Annotated in this window: 29 protein-coding genes; all 29 read right to left on the bottom strand. The window is 50.1% G+C overall.

The genetic code is table 11. The features are described 5' to 3' along the window. Positions 1-17: 17 nt before the first annotated feature. The 29 genes from secY to rpoB all read right to left on the bottom strand — a co-directional run bounded on the left by secY (position 18) and on the right by rpoB (position 23,270). Positions 18-1,316 (bottom strand): preprotein translocase subunit SecY, encoded by a 1,299-nt coding sequence (gene secY / locus KI367_RS21410; RefSeq protein ID WP_212952122.1) that lies wholly within the window; start codon positions 1,314-1,316, stop codon positions 18-20. After that, positions 1,316-1,756, bottom strand: coding sequence for a 50S ribosomal protein L15 (gene rplO / locus KI367_RS21415; protein ID WP_036712615.1), 441 nt, complete (start codon positions 1,754-1,756; stop codon positions 1,316-1,318). Before rplO ends, secY begins: the two co-directional genes overlap by 1 nt. Positions 1,757-1,804: 48 nt before the next feature. Continuing rightward, positions 1,805-1,990 (bottom strand): 50S ribosomal protein L30, encoded by a 186-nt coding sequence (gene rpmD, locus KI367_RS21420; RefSeq protein WP_036712612.1) that lies wholly within the window; start codon positions 1,988-1,990, stop codon positions 1,805-1,807. Positions 1,991-2,002: 12 nt separating this feature from the next. After that, complete coding sequence (rpsE, locus tag KI367_RS21425; RefSeq protein ID WP_036712609.1) at positions 2,003-2,500, bottom strand: 30S ribosomal protein S5; 498 nt, start codon at positions 2,498-2,500, stop codon at positions 2,003-2,005. 26 nt (positions 2,501-2,526) lie between these two features. Further along, positions 2,527-2,895, bottom strand: a complete 369-nt coding sequence (rplR, locus tag KI367_RS21430; RefSeq protein ID WP_036712607.1) for a 50S ribosomal protein L18 — start codon at positions 2,893-2,895, stop codon at positions 2,527-2,529. An 83-nt stretch (positions 2,896-2,978) separates the two neighbouring features. After that, entirely contained in the window at positions 2,979-3,521 is a 543-nt protein-coding gene (gene rplF / locus KI367_RS21435; protein ID WP_036712604.1) for a 50S ribosomal protein L6, read from the bottom strand. A gap of 30 nt (positions 3,522-3,551) precedes the next feature. Next, positions 3,552-3,950, bottom strand: coding sequence for a 30S ribosomal protein S8 (gene rpsH, locus KI367_RS21440; protein ID WP_036712600.1), 399 nt, complete (start codon positions 3,948-3,950; stop codon positions 3,552-3,554). Positions 3,951-3,982: 32 nt separating this feature from the next. Next, entirely contained in the window at positions 3,983-4,168 is a 186-nt protein-coding gene (locus tag KI367_RS21445) for a type Z 30S ribosomal protein S14 (protein ID WP_013312154.1), read from the bottom strand. A 47-nt stretch (positions 4,169-4,215) separates the two neighbouring features. After that, complete coding sequence (gene rplE / locus KI367_RS21450) at positions 4,216-4,758, bottom strand: 50S ribosomal protein L5 (protein WP_036712597.1); 543 nt, start codon at positions 4,756-4,758, stop codon at positions 4,216-4,218. A 31-nt stretch (positions 4,759-4,789) separates the two neighbouring features. Beyond that, a complete protein-coding gene (gene rplX / locus KI367_RS21455) occupies positions 4,790-5,143 on the bottom strand; it encodes a 50S ribosomal protein L24 (protein ID WP_052147139.1) in 354 nt (117 codons plus the stop codon). 79 nt (positions 5,144-5,222) lie between these two features. Then, the gene (gene rplN, locus KI367_RS21460) at positions 5,223-5,591 is read right to left on the bottom strand and encodes a 50S ribosomal protein L14 (RefSeq protein WP_036712594.1); all 369 of its coding nucleotides are present in this window, start codon (positions 5,589-5,591) and stop codon (positions 5,223-5,225) included. A gap of 38 nt (positions 5,592-5,629) precedes the next feature. Beyond that, entirely contained in the window at positions 5,630-5,896 is a 267-nt protein-coding gene (gene rpsQ, locus KI367_RS21465) for a 30S ribosomal protein S17 (protein ID WP_025336666.1), read from the bottom strand. Positions 5,897-5,939: 43 nt separating this feature from the next. Beyond that, a complete protein-coding gene (rpmC, locus tag KI367_RS21470) occupies positions 5,940-6,137 on the bottom strand; it encodes a 50S ribosomal protein L29 (RefSeq protein WP_036712586.1) in 198 nt (65 codons plus the stop codon). After that, positions 6,127-6,561, bottom strand: coding sequence for a 50S ribosomal protein L16 (gene rplP, locus KI367_RS21475; protein ID WP_036712583.1), 435 nt, complete (start codon positions 6,559-6,561; stop codon positions 6,127-6,129). The genes rpmC and rplP overlap by 11 nt, the downstream gene beginning before the upstream one ends. A gap of 2 nt (positions 6,562-6,563) precedes the next feature. Then, positions 6,564-7,229 carry a 30S ribosomal protein S3 gene (rpsC, locus tag KI367_RS21480; protein ID WP_036712579.1) on the bottom strand — a complete coding sequence of 222 codons (666 nt, stop codon included), beginning with the start codon at positions 7,227-7,229 and terminating at the stop codon, positions 6,564-6,566. 13 nt (positions 7,230-7,242) lie between these two features. Then, complete coding sequence (rplV, locus tag KI367_RS21485; protein WP_212952123.1) at positions 7,243-7,575, bottom strand: 50S ribosomal protein L22; 333 nt, start codon at positions 7,573-7,575, stop codon at positions 7,243-7,245. Between the two features lie 35 nt (positions 7,576-7,610). Then, positions 7,611-7,889 carry a 30S ribosomal protein S19 gene (gene rpsS / locus KI367_RS21490; protein ID WP_036712573.1) on the bottom strand — a complete coding sequence of 93 codons (279 nt, stop codon included), beginning with the start codon at positions 7,887-7,889 and terminating at the stop codon, positions 7,611-7,613. Between the two features lie 69 nt (positions 7,890-7,958). After that, on the bottom strand, positions 7,959-8,789 hold the full coding sequence (gene rplB / locus KI367_RS21495) for a 50S ribosomal protein L2 (RefSeq protein ID WP_212952124.1): 831 nt from the start codon (positions 8,787-8,789) through the stop codon (positions 7,959-7,961). A 12-nt stretch (positions 8,790-8,801) separates the two neighbouring features. Then, positions 8,802-9,095, bottom strand: coding sequence for a 50S ribosomal protein L23 (gene rplW, locus KI367_RS21500; RefSeq protein ID WP_036712569.1), 294 nt, complete (start codon positions 9,093-9,095; stop codon positions 8,802-8,804). Continuing rightward, complete coding sequence (gene rplD, locus KI367_RS21505; RefSeq protein ID WP_036712566.1) at positions 9,095-9,718, bottom strand: 50S ribosomal protein L4; 624 nt, start codon at positions 9,716-9,718, stop codon at positions 9,095-9,097. Before rplD ends, rplW begins: the two co-directional genes overlap by 1 nt. A gap of 26 nt (positions 9,719-9,744) precedes the next feature. After that, positions 9,745-10,368, bottom strand: coding sequence for a 50S ribosomal protein L3 (rplC, locus tag KI367_RS21510; protein WP_036712563.1), 624 nt, complete (start codon positions 10,366-10,368; stop codon positions 9,745-9,747). A 42-nt stretch (positions 10,369-10,410) separates the two neighbouring features. After that, a complete protein-coding gene (gene rpsJ, locus KI367_RS21515; protein ID WP_005544556.1) occupies positions 10,411-10,719 on the bottom strand; it encodes a 30S ribosomal protein S10 in 309 nt (102 codons plus the stop codon). 337 nt (positions 10,720-11,056) lie between these two features. Then, positions 11,057-12,247: an elongation factor Tu gene (tuf, locus tag KI367_RS21520; protein WP_036712560.1), complete on the bottom strand. Its 1,191-nt coding sequence runs from the start codon at positions 12,245-12,247 to the stop codon at positions 11,057-11,059. Positions 12,248-12,357: 110 nt separating this feature from the next. Then, entirely contained in the window at positions 12,358-14,439 is a 2,082-nt protein-coding gene (gene fusA / locus KI367_RS21525) for an elongation factor G (protein ID WP_212952125.1), read from the bottom strand. A 50-nt stretch (positions 14,440-14,489) separates the two neighbouring features. Next, complete coding sequence (gene rpsG / locus KI367_RS21530) at positions 14,490-14,960, bottom strand: 30S ribosomal protein S7 (protein WP_212952126.1); 471 nt, start codon at positions 14,958-14,960, stop codon at positions 14,490-14,492. Positions 14,961-15,008: 48 nt separating this feature from the next. Then, positions 15,009-15,428, bottom strand: coding sequence for a 30S ribosomal protein S12 (gene rpsL, locus KI367_RS21535; protein WP_036712553.1), 420 nt, complete (start codon positions 15,426-15,428; stop codon positions 15,009-15,011). Between the two features lie 165 nt (positions 15,429-15,593). Further along, the gene (locus KI367_RS21540) at positions 15,594-15,845 is read right to left on the bottom strand and encodes a ribosomal L7Ae/L30e/S12e/Gadd45 family protein (protein WP_212952127.1); all 252 of its coding nucleotides are present in this window, start codon (positions 15,843-15,845) and stop codon (positions 15,594-15,596) included. Between the two features lie 184 nt (positions 15,846-16,029). Beyond that, the gene (rpoC, locus tag KI367_RS21545; RefSeq protein ID WP_212952128.1) at positions 16,030-19,644 is read right to left on the bottom strand and encodes a DNA-directed RNA polymerase subunit beta'; all 3,615 of its coding nucleotides are present in this window, start codon (positions 19,642-19,644) and stop codon (positions 16,030-16,032) included. 80 nt (positions 19,645-19,724) lie between these two features. Further along, entirely contained in the window at positions 19,725-23,270 is a 3,546-nt protein-coding gene (rpoB, locus tag KI367_RS21550) for a DNA-directed RNA polymerase subunit beta (RefSeq protein WP_212952129.1), read from the bottom strand. Between the last annotated feature and the right edge of the window lie 205 nt (positions 23,271-23,475).

Consider the following 23,475-nt stretch of genomic DNA (forward strand, 5'->3'; position numbering starts at 1 on the left):
TCACCGGAACCTATTACTTATTTATTGATGAAACCTTTGTAGTGGCGTTTGATCAACTGACTTTCGATGGTCTTCATCGTATCGAGCGCAACCCCGATGACGATCAGCAGTGAAGTGCCTCCGATTTTGACCGAGCTAGGCAAGCCGGCCAGCGTACCGAAAGCAATCGGCAAGAGAGAAATAACCGCCAGGAAGATGGCGCCGGTCATCGTTAACCGGGACATGACGCGGGTCAGATATTTCTCGGTTGCTTTACCAGGGCGAATGCCAGGGATATAGCCGCCGTTTTTCTTCATGTTGTCTGCCATCTGGTTCGGGTTCATCTGCACGAAGGTGTAGAAGAACGTGAAACCGATAATCATCAGGACGTACAGCACCATACCCAAAGGATAGTCATATCTCAAGTTGGTTTGAATCCATTGCGCCCAAGCATGAGTTGACCAGAAGCTCGCAATGATGGTAGGGAACTGCAGCAAGGATACGGCGAAGATGACTGGAATAACGCCGGCCGCATTGATTTTCAATGGGATATGCGTATTCTGACCACCGTACATCTTGTTGCCGACTACACGTTTGGCATATTGTACAGGAATTTTACGAATCGCCTGCTGGATGTAGATGACACCCACGATAATCGCCACGATGACAATCAGGACGATCAGCGTTTTCAGCGTATTCATAAAGGCCTGGCCTTCTTGAATGAAATTGGATTGAGCCGTAGAACGGATGTATGTCGGAATGTTGGCGATAATCCCGGAGAAGATCAAGATGGAAATACCGTTGCCGATTCCCTTTTCCGTAATTTGCTCACCCAGCCACATCAAGAACGCGGTACCTGCGGTCAACACGATCGCAACCAGCAAGTAGTCCACGAAAGTGGCGTTGGGAATCATCTGCGTACCGTACAAACGGTTAAAACCGATGGACATCGCAAATGCTTGGATGAGACCCAACACGATCGTACCATATCGGGTCAATTGAGCCGATTTCTTTTTCCCGTGCTCGCCTTGTTTTGCCCACTCGGCCAGCTTCGGAATAACGTCCATCGAGAGCAATTGCACGATAATGGACGAGGTAATATACGGCACGATCCCGAGGGCAAAGATAGAGAACTGATGCAGTGCTCCCCCTGAGAACGTGTTTAAGAGACCAAACAATTCTGAACCTTGTTGATTCGTCTGTTCCAGGACCGCCTTATTGACGCCAGGAACAGGAACGAATGAACCAATACGGTAAATGATCAGCACAAACAAGGTAAACAAAATTCTTTTTCGTAGGTCCTCAACCCGCCATATATTCTTCAGGGTCTTAAACATTAGATCACCTCGGTTTTACCGCCGGCAGCCTCGATCTTCTCTACCGCAGATTGAGAGAACTTGTTTGCTTTTACAGTCAACTTCACGGTTACTTCACCGTTGCCAAGAATTTTGATGCCGCTTTTCGTGTTTTTCACTACGCCGCTCTCCACCAAAATTTCAGGAGTAACTTCAGTGCCCTCTGCAAAGCTGTTCAGTTCCTCGATGTTAACAATCGCATACTCTTTCCGGGTAGGATTTACAAAACCACGTTTTGGCAAACGACGATACAGCGGGTTTTGGCCACCCTCGAATCCAGGACGTACACCGCCGCCGGAACGAGCGTTTTGACCTTTGTGACCGCGACCGGATGTTTTGCCCGTACCGCTACTTGTACCGCGACCTACGCGCTTGCGGTCTTTACGGGAACCCGCAGCAGAAGTAAGTTCATGTAACTTCATCGTTCGTTGCACCTCCTTAATATTTGTAGATTAATCTGCCTTAAGAGATTAACCTTCAATTTCTTTAACGGATACCAGATGGCTCACTTTGTTGATCATACCGCGAATCGCAGGATTGTCGTTGTGCACCACGCTGGAGTTAAGTTTACGCAAGCCGAGAGTTTTCACGGTAGTACGCTGAGTTTCAGGACGACCGATTACACTGCGGACGAGGGTAATTTGAAGTTTAGCCATGACATTCCCTCCTTAACCGAGCAGTTCTTCGACAGATTTGCCACGAAGTTTGGCAACCTCTTCAACGCGTTTCAGACGGGACAAGCCCTCCAGAGTCGCGTTGACCATGTTCATGGAGTTCGAAGAACCCAAAGATTTTGTCAAGATGTCACCTACACCAGCCAGCTCGAGTACTGCACGAACAGGACCGCCGGCGATAACTCCGGTACCTTCGGAAGCTGGTTTCAACAGAACGCGTCCAGCGCCAAAGTGGCCGGTAACCAAGTGAGGAATGGTTGTTCCTACGATCGGAACGTGGATCAAGTTTTTCTTCGCATCTTCGATACCTTTGCGAATCGCGTCAGGTACTTCACCGGCTTTACCGATACCTGCACCGACCCAGCCTTTGCCGTCGCCGACAACAACCAGTGCGCTGAAGCTGAAACGGCGTCCGCCTTTTACAACTTTAGCTACGCGGTTAATATTTACAACTCTTTCAGTCAGTTCTAAAGTGTTCGGATCTACACGCAAGTCGTTTACCTCCTTTTTAGAAATTCTTAGAATTCCAAGCCTGCTTCGCGCGCTGCTTCAGCCAGGGCTTGAATCCGTCCATGATACAGATATCCTCCACGGTCGAATACAACCGCTGTGTGTCCTTTTTCTTTTGCACGTTTTGCAACCAGTTCGCCGACTTGACGAGCTGCTTCCACGCTGCCGCCGTTTTTCACGGAACCTCTCAGTTCTTTGTCAACCGTAGACGCGGATACAAGCGTTACGCCTGCAACGTCATCGATCAGCTGAGCATAGATATGTTTAGAAGAACGGAATACGTTCAAACGCGGACGAGCTGCGGTACCTTGGATTTTCTTACGCACACGCAGATGACGTTTGACACGCGCCTTGTTCTTATCCTGTTTTGTAATCATGACTTCCTTTTCACTCCTTTCAGTTTGCCATTACAGCTTCACTTTAAGACGCACAAGGCAAAAGACCGGTAAGCCTAGAAAGCTTATTTCTTCTTACCAGCTTTACCTTCCTTACGGATAATGCGTTCGCCTTCGTACTTAATCCCTTTGCCTTTATACGGTTCAGGTTCGCGAACGGAACGGATTTTAGCGGCATATGCACCTACGCGCTCTTTGTCGATCCCGCGAACGATGATTTTCGTAGTTGCAGGCACTTCGAATTCAATACCCGGTTCTGGAGTGATTTCAACAGGATGAGAGTAACCAACGTTCAGGACCAGCTTCTCTCCGGACTTGTTTGCACGATATCCGACCCCAACAAGTTCCAGAGATTTCGAGAATCCTTCGGTTACGCCGCTCACCATGTTGTTGACAACGCTGCGGGTCGTGCCGTGAAGGGAACGATGCAGTTTGTTGTCGGATGGGCGTTCAACGACGATTTCGTTGTTCTCAACCGTTACTTTCATATCTTTGTGAAGTTCACGAGTCAAAGAGCCTTTAGGTCCTTTAACAGTGATTACGCTGTTGTTCAGTGTGACATCCACACCGCTAGGTACTGCGATTGGTTTGCGACCAATACGGGACATGTGTTGCACCTCCTTGTTCTGTGACGTGTATTACCAAACGTAGCAGATAACTTCTCCGCCAGCTTTGGATTGACGAGCTTCTTTGTCGGTCATAACTCCTTTGGAAGTGGAGATAATCGCAATTCCGAGACCGCCGAGTACACGAGGGATTTCGTTGCTCTTCGTGTATACGCGCAGACCTGGTTTGCTGATTCTCTTCAAGCCGGAGATAACGCGTTCGTTGTTAGGACCGTATTTCAGGAAAACACGGATAATCCCTTGTTTATTATCTTCGATATATTCTGCATCACGGATGAAACCTTCACGCTTCAGGATTTCAGCGATTTGTTTTTTCATCGTCGAAGCAGGCATCTCAACTGTTTCGTGACGCACTGTGTTCGCGTTACGAATACGAGTAAGCATATCTGCAATTGGATCAGACATAGTCATGTGTGTAAACCTCCTTCCCGATTATAAACTTCTTACCAGCTTGCTTTTTTCACGCCAGGGATCTGGCCTTTATAAGCTAATTCACGGAAACAAATTCTGCAAATTTTGAACTTTTGCAGTACCGAATGTGGACGACCACAACGTTCGCAACGTGTGTAAGCACGTACTTTGAACTTAGGCGTACGTTGTTGTTTTACTTTCATCGAAGTTTTTGCCACTTAGCCTGACACCTCCTAAAAATTTTCGGAGAAATGGATTCGCGATCTTACTTCGCGAAAGGCATTCCCAATTGAGCGAGCAGCTCGCGGGACTCTTCGTCAGTTTTAGCCGTCGTTACGATAACGATATCCATACCGCGGACTTTATCCACTTTATCGTACTCGATCTCAGGGAAGATCAGTTGCTCCTTGAGGCCAAGCGTATAGTTTCCGCGTCCGTCGAATGCTTTCGTGGACACGCCGTGGAAGTCACGCACGCGTGGAAGAGTGATGTTGAACAATTTGTCCAGGAAGTAATACATGCGCTCACCGCGCAGCGTTACTTTCACACCGATCGGCATATTCTCACGCAATTTGAATCCTGCGATGGATTTTTTAGCACGAGTGATTACCGGTTTTTGACCAGCGATCAGCTGCATGTCGTTAACTGCGGAATCAAGCACTTTCGAGTTGGATACGGCATCACCCACACCCATGTTGATGACAACCTTCTCGATTTTAGGTACTTGCATAACAGTAGAATAGTTGAACTTCTGCATCAAAGCAGGAGTAACTTCATTCAAAAAACGTTCTTTCAATCTTGCTGCCATGAATCATAAACCTCCTTTCTTTAGCTCTCGATTAGTCGATAACTTCTCCGGATCTTTTCGCTACGCGAACTTTCTTACCGTTATCGAGCACTTTATAACCAATGCGGGTTACTTTGCCGCTCTTCGGATCGATATGCATCACGTTGGATACATGGATTGGCGCTTCCTGTTCGATGATTCCGCCTTGCGGGTTCATTTGGTTAGGCTTTTGGTGTTTTTTCACCATGTTCACGCCTTCCACCAGCACGCGGTTTTCACGAGGATAAGCTGCAATGACACGGCCTTTTTTGCCTTTGTCTTTACCGCTGATCACCATCACCGTATCGTCTTTTTTAACGTGAAGCTTGTTGTTGTAGGATTCCAGAACCTTTTTCACTTTTGGCATTCGTTACACCTCCTGCGGCTTGCCTTCGGCAAGATAACTTGGAACGATTTATTCAATCGGGTATCCGATCAATTCAGTCTTAGATAACTTCCGGCGCCAAGGAAACGATTTTCATGAAGTCTTTATCACGAAGTTCACGTGCCACCGGTCCGAAAATACGAGTTCCGCGTGGGCTCTTGTCGTCTTTAACAACAACCGCTGCGTTTTCGTCAAATGCAATGTAAGATCCGTCCTTACGGCGAACGGAACGTTTCGTACGAACGACAACAGCCTTGACTACGTCACCTTTTTTGACAACGCCGCCTGGTGTTGCTTGTTTTACGGAACAAACGATCAAATCCCCAATCGCTGCAGTACGACGTCCTGTTCCTCCCAATACGCGGATACACATCAGTTCCTTCGCACCGGAATTGTCAGCTACTTGCAGACGTGTAAATGGTTGAATCATTGGAATTTCCTCCTTTCGGGAAAACTGTCGTTATATCTTTAGATGATAACCGCTTTTTCAACGACTTCTACCAGTCTCCAGCGTTTGTCTTTGGAGAGTGGACGAGTTTCCATGATTTTAACGGTATCTCCGATTTGTGCAGTGTTGTTCTCATCATGCGCTTTAAATTTTTTCGTGTATTTAATGCGCTTGTGATAGAGATCATGCTTCTTGTAAGTTTCAACAGCTACGACGATGGTTTTATCCATTTTGTCGCTGACAACTTTACCGATTTGCACTTTACGAGCATTGCGTTCTTCGCTCATCGTTAGCCTCCTTCCTGAATACAGGCAAAAATGACTGCATCAATTAACTAATCCCAAGTTCTCTTTCACGGATGACGGTTTTAGCACGAGCTATTTCCCTGCGCACATCACGGATCCGAGTCGGGTTATCAAGCTGTCCGGTAGCCAATTGAAAACGGAGGTTAAAGAGTTCTTCTTTAAAGCCCGCAATCTTTTGCTCAATTTCTGCAGTGGTCAAGTTACGCAGATCATTAGCTTTCATTTGCTTCACCACCCAATTCTTCACGTTTCACAAACTTCGTTTTGATCGGCAGCTTGTGAGCGGCGAGACGCATCGCTTCGCGAGCAACTTCCTCTGGCACGCCTCCAAGTTCAAACATAATCTTGCCTGGTTTGACAACTGCGACCCATTTTTCAACGTTACCTTTACCGCTACCCATACGAACCTCAAGAGGTTTTTGAGTAATCGGCTTATCCGGGAAAATTTTAATCCAGACTTTACCACCGCGGCGGATGTAACGAGTCATCGCGATACGCGCTGCTTCGATTTGGCGGTTCGTAATCCAGGATGGCTCCAAAGCCTGCAAGCCGTATTCGCCGAAGCTCACTTCAGTGCCGCCTTTTGCCATACCTTTCATGTGACCGCGCTGCTGCTTGCGGTGTTTTACACGTTTTGGTACCAACATGATTAGTTGCCTCCTTCCTGAGCTACTTGTTTCTTAGCTGTAGGAAGAACCTCTCCACGATAGATCCATACTTTTACGCCGATACGGCCGTAAGTCGTATGCGCTTCAGCTGTACCGTAGTCGATGTCAGCACGAAGTGTATGAAGTGGAACAGTTCCTTCACTGTAGCCTTCTGTACGAGCGATTTCAGCGCCGCCAAGACGTCCGCTGACTTGAGTTTTGATACCTTTAGCGCCTGCACGCATCGTTCTTTGGATTGCTTGTTTCAGTGCACGACGGAAAGAAACGCGGCGTTCCAATTGTTGTGCAATGCTTTCTGCAACCAGAATAGCGTCCATGTCCGCTTGCTTGATTTCAGAAATGTTGATGTGAACTTTTTTGCCGCCTGCAATTTTCGTAACTTGGTTCCGCAGTACTTCGACTTCAGAACCACCTTTACCGATAACCATGCCTGGTTTCGCAGTGTGGATCGTTACGTTCACACGGTTTGCCGCTCTTTCGATTTCGATGCGAGATACGGCAGAGTCTTTCAATTTATTTTTAAGGTATTCACGAATTTTAACGTCTTCCAGCAAAAGATTTCCGAAATCTTTGCCTGCATACCATTTCGATTCCCAATCACGGATAATACCGATCCGGAGTCCGACTGGATTTACCTTTTGGCCCACACGTTATCCCTCCTTATTTTTCAGATACCACCAAAGTAATGTGGCTGGTGCGCTTGTTGATTCGGCTCGCACGGCCCATGGCGCGTGGACGGAATCTCTTCATGGTTGGCCCTTGGTTCACATAAACCTGGCTAACAACCAAATTGTTAATATCCATCGAGTAGTTATGCTCAGCATTGGCGATCGCCGAGTTCAGCAGCTTCTCTACGACCAGGGAAGCCGATTTTGGAGTGTGGCGAAGAATGGCAATGGCCTCACCAACTTGCTTACCGCGGATCAAGTCAACCACGAGCTTGACTTTACGAGGAGCAATCCGGATCGATCTGGCATGTGCTTTTGCTTCCATTTGTTTTACCTCCTCTCAAACAAAGAGCTTCAGTTTTATCTTCTTGTTTTCTTGTCATCGTCCGTATGACCTTTGTAAGTACGCGTTGGCGCGAACTCGCCCAACTTGTGACCTACCATGTCTTCCGTTACGTATACAGGAACGTGCTTGCGTCCATCATATACACCGAACGTGTGACCGATAAATTGCGGGAAAATCGTAGAGCGGCGGGACCAAGTCTTGATAACAGCCTTTTTGTTCGACTCATTCATCGCTTCTACCTTTTTCAACAGGTACCCATCAACGAAAGGTCCTTTTTTCAAACTGCGACTCATCTATAAAATCCTCCCTTCGTCCAATCTCTCGTTACTTTCGGCACTTCACAAAGTTATGCACAGCGTGCATTATTTTGTGCGGCGGCGAACGATATATTTGTCAGAAGCTTTTCCTTTTTTACGCGTTTTGTAACCAAGGGTTGGTTTGCCCCATGGAGACATAGGCGATTTACGTCCGATTGGAGCGCGGCCTTCACCACCACCGTGAGGGTGATCGTTAGGGTTCATGACGACACCGCGAACTTCAGGACGTTGTCCGAGCCAGCGGCTGCGGCCTGCTTTACCGATTTTGACCAATTCATGGTCTTCGTTGCCTACGGAACCGATCGTTGCGCGGCAAACTTTCAGAAGCTTGCGAACTTCGCCGGAAGACAAACGTACGGATACGTATTTCTCTTCTTTACCAAGAAGCTGAGCTTCGGTACCGGCAGCGCGAACCAATTGTCCGCCTTTGCCTGGCTTCAGTTCGATGTTGTGGATAACGGTACCTACCGGAATGTTTTCCAGCGGAAGTGCGTTACCGATTTTGATGTCGGCGTTAGGGCCGGATTCGATCTTGTCTCCGACTTTCAGACCTTTTGGAGCGAGAATGTAACGTTTCTCTCCGTCTGCATAGTGGATCAGAGCGATATTGGAAGTACGGTTCGGATCATACTCGATCGTAGCAACGGTACCTGGTATGCCATCTTTCGTACGTTTGAAATCGATGATGCGGTATTTACGCTTATGTCCGCCGCCGTGATGACGAACAGTAATTTTACCTTGGTTGTTGCGGCCGGCTTTTTTGCTCAGCGGCGCCAAGAGCGATTTCTCCGGCTGGTTTGTCGTGATCTCTTCGAACGTAGAGACCGACATGTTACGTCTTGCCGGGGAAGTCGGTTTATACTTTTTAATAGGCACGTTTACTCCTCCTTACTCTACAGATTCAAAAAACTCGAGCGGTTTGCTGTCTTGGCTCAGCGTTACGATGGCTTTTTTCCACTCGGTTGTGTAACCGTTGTAGCGGCCATAACGTTTTGGCTTCGCTGGGACGCGCATAGTATTAACATTAGTCACTTTCACTTTGAAAATAGACTCAACGGCTTGTTTGATCTCGGTTTTGTTGGCACGGATGTCAACCTCAAAAGCATACTTCATGTCGCTCATGTAGTCGACCGTACGTTCCGTAATCACCGGACGTTTGATAATATCACGAGGGTCTTTCATTACGCGAGCACCTCCTCTACCTTCTGAACTGCTTCTTTCGTAATGATCAGCTTGTCGTACAGAAGTACGTCAAGAACATTAATGCCGTCTGCCGCTACGAATTTCACGCCAGGAATATTACGAGCGGAAAGAGCCACATTATCATCATAGCTAGGAGCCACGATCAGAGCTTTGCGTTCCACTTTCAGGTTGTTCAGGATGGTTGCGAATTCCTTGGTTTTAGGAGCGTTCAACGCAAGTGCATCCAGAACGATGATGTTGTTGTCGATCACTTTGGAAGACAACGCAGATTTGATCGCCAGACGACGAACTTTTTTAGGAAGTTTGAACGAGTAGCTGCGTGGCGTTGGGCCAAACACAGTACCGCCGCCTTTCCATTGTGGTGCACGGATCGAACCTTGACGAGCACGCCCTGTGCCTTTTTGTTTCCAAGGCTTACGTCCGCCGCCGCGCACTTCAGAACGGCCTTTCACTTTATGCGTACCGCGACGCAAAGATGCTCTTTGCAGCAATACGGCTTGGTTCATGACATGAACGTTTGGCGTAATACCGAATACCGCATCGTTCAGTTCCAATTCTTCTACTTGGCTTCCGCTAACGTTAAACACGGATACTTTTGGCATTTATTGTTCCTCCTTTCCTTAGGTGATTATTTTTTCACCGTTTCACTAATTTTCACGAAGCTGTTTTTAGGGCCTGGGATGGCACCTTTGATCAGCAGTACGTTGCGCTCTGCGTCAACTTTAACAATCTCAAGCTTTTGAACCGTAACGGTCACATGACCCATATGTCCTGGAAGGTGTTTACCTTTAGGAACGCGGTTTGCTTGAATGGAGCCCATGGAACCAGGTCCGCGATGGTAACGGGAACCGTGAGCCATCGGTCCGCGGCTTTGTCCCCAACGTTTGATAACACCTTGGAAACCTTTACCTTTGGACGTGCCGGTTACGTCAACATACTCGCCTTCCGCAAAAATGTCAGCTTTCAGCTCTTGGCCAACCTCGTATGCTCCGAGGTCAACACCGCGGATTTCGCGAACGTAGCGCTTAGGTGCAGTATTAGCCTTTTTGGCATGTCCTGCTTCCGGTTTATTGGCACTTTTTTCTTTTTTATCGGAGAAACCGATTTGGATCGCTTCGTATCCATCGTTCTCGACATCTTTCTTTTGCAGAACAACGCAAGGACCTGCTTCCACTACAGTTACAGGAATTACATTACCTTCAGCGGTAAATACTTGAGTCATTCCGAGTTTTTTTCCTAAGATACCTTTCATGTTGACACCTCTTTTCCCTTCTTAATCCCTTTGATTCGGAAATTACAGTTTGATTTCGATATCGACACCGGACGGCAGGTCCAAGCGCATAAGAGCATCCACAGTTTGTGGAGTTGGGTTCACAATGTCGATCAGACGCTTATGAGTGCGCATTTCGAATTGCTCCCGAGAATCCTTATACTTGTGTACCGCACGGAGAATAGTAATGATTTGTTTTTCAGTTGGAAGAGGAATCGGTCCGGATACGCCAGCACCAGAACGTTTCGCAGTTTCAACGATTTTCTCAGCGGATTGATCAAGAATTCTGTGATCGTAAGCTTTCAAACGAATACGAATTTTTTGCTTTGCCATTTTAGTCCCTCCTTCTATCGCCCAATTTGGTATCGGACATACTCCGTGAAAATTTTCTGACATCCTGCTCCATGGCAAAGGGGCCGGGTGTGTCAGTAACCTCTCACATCATCGCAACGTCTCAGAACAACATTCACTATTATATAGAAAGATTGGGCGTAATGCAAGCTTTAATAAGAAAAAAAGCAAAAGGCACTTCCCGGAAAAAGAAGTACCTTTTGCATTCCTTGCGTTTACGTCACAACGTTACTCGTTCCAGCACAATGTTGCATATAATATATCGTTCAGACTCCGGAATTTGAAGCTTCGTTACCGAAGCTGCTTCATTCCAAAATCATTACTTGATGATGCTTGCTACTGCACCGGCGCCAACCGTACGTCCGCCTTCGCGAATGGAGAATTTCGTTCCTTCTTCGATCGCGATTGGGGAGATCAGTTGTACAGTTACAGTGATGTTGTCGCCAGGCATAACCATTTCAGTTCCTTCTGGCAGGTTGATGATACCTGTTACGTCCGTTGTACGGAAGTAGAACTGTGGACGGTATCCAGAGAAGAAAGGCTTGTGACGGCCACCTTCTTCTTTAGTCAGTACGTAAACTTGAGCAGTAAACTCAGTGTGTGGGTTTACGGAAGCTGGTTTAGCAAGTACTTGACCGCGTTCGATTTCTTTACGGTCTACACCGCGAAGAAGAGCACCGATGTTGTCGCCGGCTTGAGCGGAGTCAAGCAATTTGCGGAACATTTCAACGCCGGTAACGACGGATTTTTTAGTTTCTTCAGCAATACCGACGATTTCAACTTCGTCGCCGACTTTAACTGTTCCACGCTCTACGCGGCCAGTAGCAACGGTACCGCGGCCAGTGATGGAGAACACGTCTTCGACTGGCATAAGGAAAGGTTTGTCAGTGTCGCGCTCTGGAGTTGGGATGTACTCGTCGATGATGTTGAACATTTCAACGATTTTTTCAGCCCACTCGCCGTCTGGGTTTTGCAGAGCTTCACGAGCGGAACCGCGGATGATTGGAGTGTCGTCGCCTGGGAATTCATATTCGCTCAGGAGATCGCGCACTTCCATTTCAACCAGTTCAAGCAGTTCGTCGTCTTCAACCATGTCGCATTTGTTCAGGAATACGACGATGTAAGGAACGCCTACCTGACGGGACAACAGGATGTGTTCGCGAGTTTGCGGCATTGGGCCGTCAGCTGCGGATACAACCAGGATTGCGCCGTCCATTTGAGCTGCGCCAGTGATCATGTTTTTAACGTAGTCGGCGTGTCCTGGGCAGTCAACGTGTGCATAGTGACGAGCAGGAGTTTCGTATTCTACGTGTGCAGTAGAGATCGTGATACCGCGTTCGCGCTCTTCTGGAGCTTTGTCGATTTGGTCGAATGCTACGGCAGCGCCACCGTATTTTTTGGACAATACAGTTGTGATTGCTGCAGTCAAAGTAGTTTTACCATGGTCGACGTGACCAATCGTGCCAATGTTAACGTGCGGTTTAGTACGTTCAAATTTAGCCTTTGCCATTTTGAACAATTCCTCCTTAAATGGAATAAATGTTGTATGTTTATGCCGGCCGGCATTTATGCAGGGTTTCTTGGATGTTAATGTTCCGGCCAGTCTTTAAAACGTAAAACTTATTCGGCAGAGCCTTTGGACTTCGAGATGATCTCTTCGGCGATGTTGCGAGGAACTTCCTCATAGTGAGAGATTTCCATCGAGAACACGCCGCGTCCTTGGGTACCGGAACGAAGTGTGGTCGAGTATCCGAACATTTCGGAGAGAGGCACCTTCGCACGAATGATTTGAGCACCGGAACGGGAATCCATACCTTCGATTCGTCCGCGGCGGGAGTTCAGCATACCCATTACGTCGCCCATGTATTCTTCAGGCACGGTAACTTCGACTTTCATGATTGGCTCGAGCAGGACAGGATTACACTTGTCTTTTGCTGCTTTAAGCGCCATGGAACCGGCAATCTTAAACGCCATTTCGTTGGAGTCGACATCATGGTAGGAACCGTCTACGATCGTAGCTTTGATGTCCACGATCGGGAAGCCGGCGAGTACGCCATTTTTCATGGCTTCTTCGATACCATTCAGTGCAGGCTGAATATATTCTCTCGGTACGGCGCCGCCGACGATTCTGCTGTCGAACTGGCTGCCAGTACCTGGCTCCAAAGGTTCGAATTCAACCCATACGTGACCGTATTGACCACGACCACCGGATTGACGTACGAATTTACCTTCGACGCGAGCCGGTGTACGGAAGGTTTCACGGTAAGCAACCTGCGGTTTACCCACGTTGGTTTCTACCTTGAACTCGCGACGCATGCGGTCGATGATGATGTCGAGGTGAAGCTCACCCATACCAGCCAAAATCGTTTGACCGGTTTCTTCATCCGTATGAGCACGCAGCGTAGGATCTTCTTCCGTCAATTTGCTCAAAGCAACGCCCATTTTGTCTTGGTCGGCTTTGGTCTTAGGTTCAACGGCAATCTCGATAACCGGTTCAGGGAAGTTCATCGATTCGAGGATTACCGGAGCTTTTTCGTCGCAAAGCGTGTCGCCCGTACCCGTATCTTTCAAACCTACGGCAGCCGCGATATCACCAGCGTAAACTTCGCTGATCTCTTGACGGCTGTTCGCGTGCATCTGAAGGATACGTCCGATACGTTCGCGTTTGCCTTTGGTGGCATTCAATACGTAAGATCCGGATTGAAGGATACCGGAGTATACGCGGAAGAATGTCAATTTACCGACATAAGGGTCAGTCATGATTTTAAATGCCAAAGCCGCAAACGGCTCTTCGTCGGAAGAGTGGCGTTCTACCTCGGATCCGTCCTCAAGGTGACCTTGGATCGACGGCACGTCGACTGGAGATGGCAAGTAATCGATAACGGCGTCCAGCATCAGCTGAACCCCTTTGTTGCGGTACGAGGAGCCGCAGACAACCGGGAAGATCTTAACTTCGCAGACCCCTTTGCGGAGTGCAGCTTTCAGTTCCGGAACGGTGATTTCTTCGCCTTCCAGATACTTCATCGTTAATTCTTCGTCGAGTTCCGCAACCTTTTCGATCAATTCCGCGCGAAGTTCTTCGACTTGGTCTTTGAACTCTGCAGGAATTTCAGCTTCCTCGATGTTTTGACCCAGGTCGTCTTTGTACATGTAAGCTTTTTGTTCGACCAGGTCGATGATGCCAGTGAAGTCGTTTTCCGCGCCGATCGGCAATTGAATCGCAACCGCGTTCGCTTGCAGACGTTCACGCATGTCTTTTACGACGTTCAGGTAGTCGGCACCGATGATATCCATTTTGTTTACATATGCGATCCGTGGTACGCCGTAACGGTCAGCCTGTCTCCATACGGTTTCAGACTGAGGCTCAACGCCCTCTTTCGCACTGAAAACGCCTACTGCCCCATCCAATACACGAAGGGAACGTTCAACTTCAACAGTGAAGTCAACGTGCCCTGGGGTATCAATGATATTGACGCGGTGACCTTTCCAAGAAGCGGTCGTCGCAGCGGAAGTAATCGTGATCCCGCGCTCCTGTTCCTGCTCCATCCAGTCCATCGTAGCTGCACCCTCGTGAACTTCACCGATTTTGTGCGTACGGCCTGTATAGAACAAGATCCGCTCTGTGGTGGTCGTTTTACCAGCGTCAATATGCGCCATGATCCCGATATTACGTGTATTTTTCAAGGAGAACTCTCTTGCCATGAAAATAGTCTCCCTTCAAAATTGAAGTGTAATATATGATGAACTGAATCCTACCAGCGGTAGTGAGCAAACGCTTTGTTCGCCTCAGCCATTTTGTGCGTGTCTTCGCGTTTCTTGACGGAAGCGCCTGTGTTGTTGGATGCATCGATGATCTCTGCAGCCAAACGCTCTTCCATCGTTTTCTCACCGCGGCTGCGGGAGTAGTTTACGAGCCAACGAAGTCCGAGAGCTGTACGTCTCTCTGGTTTTACTTCGATAGGCACCTGGTAGTTCGCACCACCGACACGGCGAGCTTTAACTTCCAGTACTGGCATGATGTTTTTGATGGCTGCTTCAAATACTTCCATAGGATCTTTACCCGTACGTTCTTGAATCAGGTTGAACGCGTTGTAAAGAATGCTTTGAGCAACACCTCTCTTACCATCCAGCATGATGCGGTTGATCAGACGAGTAACCAGCTTGCTGTTGTACACCGGATCTGGCAGCACGTCTCTTTTGGCAACTGGACCTTTGCGTGGCATGGATATCCCCCTTTCTTACGTCTTGGTTCTTACAAAGCGGTTAGCCGCTTATTTTTTAGCTTTCGGACGCTTAGCGCCGTATTTGGAACGAGCCTGCATGCGGTTGTTTACACCAGCCGTATCAAGCGCGCCGCGAACGATATGGTAACGTACACCCGGAAGGTCTTTTACCCGTCCGCCGCGAACCAATACCACGCTGTGCTCTTGCAGGTTGTGTCCGATCCCCGGAATGTAAGCAGTAACCTCGATGCGGTTCGTCAAGCGAACACGGGCATACTTACGAAGTGCGGAGTTCGGTTTTTTCGGAGTCATCGTACCTACACGGGTGCAAACCCCACGTTTTTGAGGAGCGCTCAAATCCGTATCTTCACGCTTCAAAGCGTTGTATCCTTTCTGCAGAGCAGGGGACTTCGATTTGTAGATTTTAGCTTGACGTCCTTTGCGAACCAGTTGGTTAATTGTTGGCATTGTTAGCCACCTCCTTCCAATATGTTCATTCTCCTTACAAACCTCTTTTTTTAAGTCCACAGACCCAGGCGGTTCATAAAAGAACAAATGAAAAGTTTTTGCCGAGAGAAGCCTGGCTTCCCTAACAAAAACGTTTCTTACCGTATTAACTTGCATCCCATATTGCTATGGTTTCACGATGGCAGCCATCGCTGCGCCCACTTCAATCCCGCATGCTTTTCCCAAATGCTGCATGGTGTCCACATAGGTGATCTTCACGCCGTGCTTGTTGCACAGCCCTTCGATCTTGGAAATGAGCCGGAATTCCGCATCCTCTGCCACATAAACTTCTGCGGCTTGGCCTGACTCCACAAGTTTCATGGTCTGTTTGGCCCCGATTTTGACATGAGCATCCTGTAATCCTTTATCATTAGACATCTTTACGATTCCTCCAAAAGCACAGGGATGTTGCTACTCACGCACCTTTGATATATTAGCACCTGCATTCGCCGATGTCAAGAAAAACGGCTATTAATTTTCGCTAGGAAAATCATTGTAAAAAAGCTTTTTGCGAGAGCAGGCGGTCAATCGCCCGCCCCCGCAAGCCGCTTTCCGTTTGAAGTTACTCCACGTTTGCCGTTTCCAACTCTTTCGAACCGTCTTCTTCCGCGTTCGGGTCATCGAATCTGACGTTGCGGTAACGGTTCATACCGGTACCCGCAGGAATCAGCTTACCGATGATGACATTTTCCTTCAGGCCGAGCAGCTGGTCGACTTTGCCTTTGATGGCTGCGTCGGTGAGCACCCGCGTCGTTTCCTGGAAGGAAGCCGCAGACAAGAACGAGTCGGTTTCGAGGGAAGCTTTCGTGATCCCGAGCAGGACTGGCTTGGCAACGGCCGGTTCCTTGCCGGAAAGGATCGCTTCCTTGTTGGCTGTTTCGTATTCGTAAATATCGACGAAAGATCCCGGCAGCAGCGGCGTATCTCCCGCATCGACGATGCGGATTTTGCGCAGCATCTGCTTGATCATGACTTCGACGTGTTTGTCGTTGATTTCTACGCCCTGGTTCCGGTATACGCGCTGAACTTCCTGAAGGATGTAGTTCTGCACGCCGCGGATCCCTTTGATGCGCAGCATTTCTTTAGGGTCGATCGAACCTTCGGTCAGCTCGTCGCCGGCTTCGATTTCCATGCCTTCGGTCACGCGCAGGCGGGAACCGTAAGTGACGGAGTAAACCTTGGTTTCGGCTTCCCCTTGGATTTCGATTTCGCGGCGGTCTTTTGCTTCGCGAATTTCTTTGACGACGCCGTCGATTTCACTGATGGTCGCCTGACCTTTCGGATTCCGGGCTTCAAACAGCTCCTGGATACGCGGGAGACCTTGCGTGATATCGTCGCCCGCTACGCCCCCGGTATGGAACGTACGCATCGTGAGCTGGGTTCCCGGTTCACCGATGGATTGCGCGGCGATGATGCCGACTGCTTCCCCGATTTCGACATGTTTGCCCGTCGCCAGGTTGCGGCCGTAGCACTTCTTGCACACGCCATGGCGGGCGCGGCAGCTGAGCACGGAGCGGATTTGCAGTTTCGTAATTCCGGATTTCACGATCAGGTTCGCTTTGTCCGAATCGATCAGTTCGTTGCGGTTAACCAAAATTTCGTTGGTTTCCGGATGACGAACGGTTTCGAAGCAGTACCGGCCTTCGATACGGTCGTACAGATCCTCGATGACCTCTTTGCCGTCCTGGATTCTGCTAACCGTAAAGCCTTTGTCCGTTCCGCAGTCTTCCTCGCGCACGATGACATCCTGCGCAACGTCGACCAGACGGCGGGTCAGGTAACCGGAGTCCGCCGTACGAAGCGCCGTATCCGCGAGACCTTTCCGCGCGCCGTGCGTGGACAGGAAGTACTCGAGGACCGTCAAACCTTCGCGGAAGTTCGACTTGATCGGGAGCTCGATAATCCGGCCGGACGGGTTCGCCATCAGACCGCGCATACCGCCGAGCTGCGTAATCTGCGATTTGTTACCCCGCGCTTTGGAGTCGACCATGAGCATGATGGAGTTGAAACGGTCCATCGATTTCATGAGGACGTCCGTAATATCGTCTTTGGCCTTGGACCAAATGTCGATAACCCGGTCGTAACGTTCTTCGTTGGTGATCAGACCGCGGCGGTACTGGTTGGTAACGACCGCAACCTTCTCTTCGGATTCTTTCAGGATCGCCTGTTTTTCTTCAGGAACGATAACGTCCGCAACCGCAACGGTTACGCCGGCACGGGTAGAGTACGTGAATCCGAGCTGTTTGATTTTATCCAAAATGATGGATGTTTCCGTCGTATGGTAGATCTCGAAGCACCGGGCGATGATTTGGCCCAGGTACTCTTTGCCGACAGCGCTGCTGACAGGCAGTTCATTCATACGTTCGCGGATATCCACGCCTTTTTCGTAAACGAAATATTTCTCAGGCGTACCGTTCAAAAGATTGTCGCGGGTCGCTTCGTTGATGTACGGGAAGCTGCTTGGGAAAATTTCGTTGAAAATGATGCGTCCGACCGTGGTCAGGAGCATCGCGTCTTGCTGTTTTTCGGTAAAGCTGGTTTTGCCGAGCGCTTTAACCGGAATGGCCACGCGCGCATGCAATCCTGCCGTGCCGCGTTGGTAAGCGGACACCGCTTCGTTGACCGAGCCCAAAATCATGCCGGAACCTTTTTCTTCCTTGTTGTCCATCGTCAGATAGAAGGAACCGAGGACCATATCCTGGGACGGAGTTACGACCGGCTTGCCGTCTTTAGGGTTCAGGATGTTGCCGGAAGCGAGCATCAGAAGGCGCGCTTCCGCCTGAGCTTCGGCGGACAACGGAACGTGCACCGCCATTTGGTCGCCGTCGAAGTCGGCGTTGTACGCCGTACATACGAGCGGATGCAAACGGATCGCATGGCCTTCGACCAGAATCGGTTCGAACGCCTGGATACCGAGACGGTGAAGCGTAGGGGCACGGTTCAGCAGAACCGGATGCTCTTTAATGACTTCTTCAAGAACGTCCCAGACTTCCGGACTTACGCGCTCAACCTTGCGTTTCGCGCTCTTGATGTTATGGGCAAGGCCTTTGTTGACCAATTCTTTCATGACGAATGGCTTGAACAGTTCAAGCGCCATTTTTTTCGGCAGACCGCATTGGTACATTTTCAGGTACGGTCCAACGACGATAACGGAACGGCCGGAGTAGTCGACGCGTTTACCGAGCAGGTTTTGGCGGAAACGTCCTTGCTTACCTTTCAGCATGTGGCTGAGGGATTTGAGCGGACGGTTGCCCGGACCCGTTACGGGACGGCCGCGGCGGCCGTTGTCGATCAAGGCGTCTACCGCTTCCTGCAGCATCCGTTTTTCGTTTTGCACGATGATGTCCGGAGCGCCCAGGTCAAGCAGGCGTTTCAGACGGTTGTTACGGTTGATGACGCGGCGGTACAAGTCGTTCAGGTCAGACGTCGCAAAACGTCCGCCGTCCAGCTGTACCATCGGGCGAAGTTCCGGAGGAATGACCGGAAGGACGTCCATGATCATCCATTCAGGCTTATTGCCGGAATTGCGGAACGCTTCGATCACTTCAAGGCGTTTGATCGCGCGGTTGCGGCGTTGGCCTTGAGCGGTGCGAAGCTCTTCTTTCAGGAATTCCAGCTCTTTTTCCACGTCGAGATCCTGAAGAAGCTTTTTGATGGCTTCGGCACCCATGCCCGCCTGGAATCCGTAGCCGTATTTTTCACGGTAGCTGCGGTATTCTTTTTCGGACAAAAGCTGTTTCTTCTCCAGAGGCGTATCTCCTGGGTCGGTCACGACATAAGATGCAAAGTAGATGATCTCTTCGAGAGATCTTGGAGACATATCCAAAGCGAGACCCATACGGCTCGGAATGCCTTTAAAGTACCAGATATGGGAAACGGGAGCTGCCAGCTCAATATGGCCCATCCGTTCGCGGCGCACCTTCGAGCGGGTAACTTCTACGCCGCAGCGGTCGCAGACGACGCCTTTGTAACGGACACGCTTATATTTGCCGCAATGGCATTCCCAGTCTTTTTGCGGTCCAAAAATCCGTTCGCAGAACAGGCCTTCCTTCTCCGGTTTCAGCGTACGGTAATTGATGGTTTCCGGTTTTTTTACTTCTCCGCGGGACCATGAACGAATTTTTTCCGGGGATGCAAGCCCGATTTTCATGAATTCGAAATTGTTTACGTCCAACAAGGAGCAACCCTCCTAGTCCTATTGTTTTAATCCGCGAATGAGGCAGACGGGTTTGCCCCGTCCGCCGTCCATCCGCGAACTTATTCCACTCCGACTTCCGCGCCTTCCAAATTGAGGCTCAGTTTATCGCCTGCAGTATCGTCGTCGTCATCGAGCTCTTTCATCTCGATTTCCTGCTCGTCGCCGCTCAGGATTTTTACGTCCATGCCGAGAGACTGAAGCTCTTTGATCAAGACTTTGAACGACTCCGGAACGCCCGGTTCCGGAACGTTTTCGCCCTTGACGATGGATTCGTACGTCTTCACCCGGCCAACCACGTCGTCGGATTTGACGGTGAGGATTTCCTGGAGCGTGTACGCCGCGCCGTAGGCTTCGAGCGCCCACACTTCCATCTCCCCGAAGCGCTGACCGCCGAACTGGGCTTTACCGCCCAGAGGCTGCTGCGTAACGAGGGAGTAAGGACCCGTGGAACGGGCATGGATTTTATCGTCAACCATGTGCGCGAGTTTGATCATGTGCATGACGCCGACGGTCACTTCGCGTTCGAAACGCTCGCCGGTACGGCCGTCATACAGCACGGTCTTACCGTTGCGCTGCATGCCTGCTTCTTCCATCGTATCGAATACGTCGTATTCGTTGGCTCCGTCGAATACCGGCGTTGCCACGTGAATGCCGAGCTGCATGGCCGCGAAGCCCAGATGGACTTCGAGCACCTGCCCGATGTTCATCCGCGAAGGTACGCCGAGCGGGTTCAGCACGACCTGTACAGGCGTGCCGTCCGGCAGGAACGGCATATCTTCTTCCGGAAGAATGCGGGCCACGACCCCTTTGTTGCCGTGACGTCCGGCCATTTTGTCGCCCTCGGAGATTTTACGCTTCTGGGCGATGTACACGCGAACCAGCTGGTTTACGCCTGGAGGCAGCTCGTCGCCGTTCTCGCGGGTAAACACTTTGACGTCGACGATAATGCCGTCGCTGCCATGCGGTACGCGCAGTGAGGTGTCACGCACTTCGCGGGCTTTTTCGCCGAAAATCGCGTGCAGGAGACGCTCTTCCGCCGTCAGTTCCGTTACGCCTTTCGGCGTTACTTTGCCGACCAGGATGTCGCCGGCGCTGATTTCCGCACCGATGCGGATGATGCCGCGCTCGTCGAGGTTCTTAAGCGCATCTTCACCTACGTTAGGAATATCGCGGGTGATTTCCTCAGGTCCGAGTTTGGTATCGCGCGCTTCGGATTCGTACTCTTCGATGTGGATCGAAGTGTACACGTCCTCTTTAACCAGCTTTTCGCTCAGCAAGATGGCATCCTCGTAGTTGTAACCTTCCCACGTCATGAACGCAACGACGACGTTGCGGCCGAGGGCAAGTTCGCCCATCTCCGTGGAAGGTCCGTCGGCCAGGATATCGCCTTTTTTGACGATGTCGCCTTTTTTGACGATCGGACGCTGGTTGATGCACGTTCCTTGGTTGGAACGCATGAATTTGTGCAATTTATGTTTAACGATGTCGCCTTTGACTTCTTTTCCGTCCACGTTTTCGATCCGGCGCACCCAGATCTCGTCGGCGCTGGAGCGCTCCACGATGCCGTCGTGCTTGGAAACGATACATACGCCCGAGTCCTTCGCAGCCTTATGCTCCATGCCGGTTCCGACCAGCGGAGCTTTAGGCACGAGCAGAGGCACCGCCTGCCGCTGCATGTTCGATCCCATCAGCGCGCGGTTGGAGTCGTCGTTCTCGAGGAACGGAATGAGCGCCGTCGCGACGGATACGACCTGTTTAGGCGAAACGTCCATGTAGTCTACCCGATCGCTCGGCATCGGCAAAATGTTGTCGGACTGTTTGTTGTAACGGACGATAACCATATCTTCCGCAAACGTTCCGTCTTCATTCAGCTTCGCGTTCGCCTGGGCGACGACGTAGTTGTCTTCCTCATCGGCCGTCAGGTAGTCGATATGATCGGTAACGACGCCCGTCTTCGGATCGACCCAACGGTAAGGAGCTTCGATGAAGCCGTACTCGTTGATGCGGGCGAACGTGGACAAGGAGTTGATCAGACCGATGTTCGGACCTTCCGGCGTTTCGATCGGACACATCCGGCCGTAGTGACTGTGGTGAACGTCGCGGACTTCGAAGCCTGCGCGTTCACGCGTCAAACCGCCCGGTCCGAGCGCGGACAGACGACGTTTATGCGTCAGTTCCGCCAGCGGGTTCGTTTGGTCCATGAACTGCGAAAGCTGGGAGCTTCCGAAGAACTCTTTGATCGACGCGATGACCGGACGGATGTTGATCAGCGCCTGCGGCGTAATGACGTTGGCATCCTGAATCGACATTCTTTCGCGGACCACGCGTTCCATACGGGACAAACCGATACGGAACTGGTTCTGCAGCAATTCGCCGACGGAACGCAGACGACGGTTGCCCAGATGGTCGATGTCGTCGGTGTTCCCGATGCCGTGCAGCAAATTAATAAAGTAGCTGATCGAGGAAATAATATCAGCAGGCGTAATGTGCTTCACCGACTTGTCGATGTTGCCGTTCGCGATCACCTTGACCACTTTGCCGTCTTCGATCGGCGAGAATACGTCGATCGTTTGCAGCGGAATGTCGTTGGCGTCGAGCACGCCGTTGGAGACATGATAGGTTTTGTGGCCCACCATCGTATCCAGATGCGGCATGATCTCGTCCAGCAAACGACGGTCAACCATTTGGCCGGCTTCCGCGATGATTTCGCCCGTTTGGGTGTCGATCAGCGTTTCGGCAAGGCGCTGGTTGAACAGACGGTTTTTGATGTGAAGCTTTTTATTGATTTTATAACGGCCGACATTGGCCAGATCATATCTTTTCGGATCAAAGAAGCGCGCTACGAGGAGGCTTTTCGCGTTATCCAGCGTAGGCGGTTCGCCCGGACGAAGGCGTTCATAGATTTCGATGAGCGCTTTTTCCGTCGAATCGGTGTTGTCTTTATCAAGCGTGTTGCGGATATATTCGTCGTTACCGAGCAGGTCCAAAATTTCGGCGTCGCTGCCGAAACCAAGCGCTCTCAGCAAAACGGTAACCGGAATTTTACGGGTACGGTCAATGCGGACATACATGATGTCCTTCGCATCCGTCTCCAGTTCAAGCCATGCCCCGCGGTTCGGAATGACCGTCGCGGTGTACGTCTTTTTGCCGTTTTTATCGACTTTCGTGCTGAAGTAGACGCTAGGAGAGCGTACCAACTGGCTGACAATGACCCGTTCTGCGCCATTGATGATAAACGTACCGGTTTCCGTCATCAGAGGGAAATCACCCATGAATACTTCCTGTTCTTTGACTTCTCCGGTTTCTTTGTTGATGAGCCGCACCTTCACCCGCAAAGGCGCCGCATACGTCACGTCGCGTTCCTTCGCGTCATCGACGGTGTATTTCGGTTCACCAAGGCTGTAGTCAATGAACTCCAGCACCAAATTTCCCGTAAAATCCTGAATTGGCGAGATATCCTGGAACATTTCGCGCAATCCTTCCTCCAAAAACCATTCGTATGATTTTTGTTGGATTTCGATCAGGTTCGGAACCTCAAGTACTTCATTAATTCGCGCATAACTTCGCCGAGTGCGTCGACCATACTGAACAAGATGTCCTGCCAACTTTAACTCACCCCTCATGTCTACTCACTTCAAAAATTGATTGCGAACCTCTGTTTGGAACCTTATAATGGATTCATGCAGAGGATTCCATCCACAAATAAAGAAAAGCCCTTACCCGAATGCTTTCGAACAAAGAGCAACTTATCCATGGTCTTCCTAGCTAAACACGGAAGTGGCTTCATATCCTGTAGATTTGCCCAAAATG

The sequence above is a fragment of the Paenibacillus cookii genome, assembly GCF_018333375.1.
GTDB lineage: Bacteria > Bacillota > Bacilli > Paenibacillales > Paenibacillaceae > Paenibacillus_AQ > Paenibacillus_AQ cookii.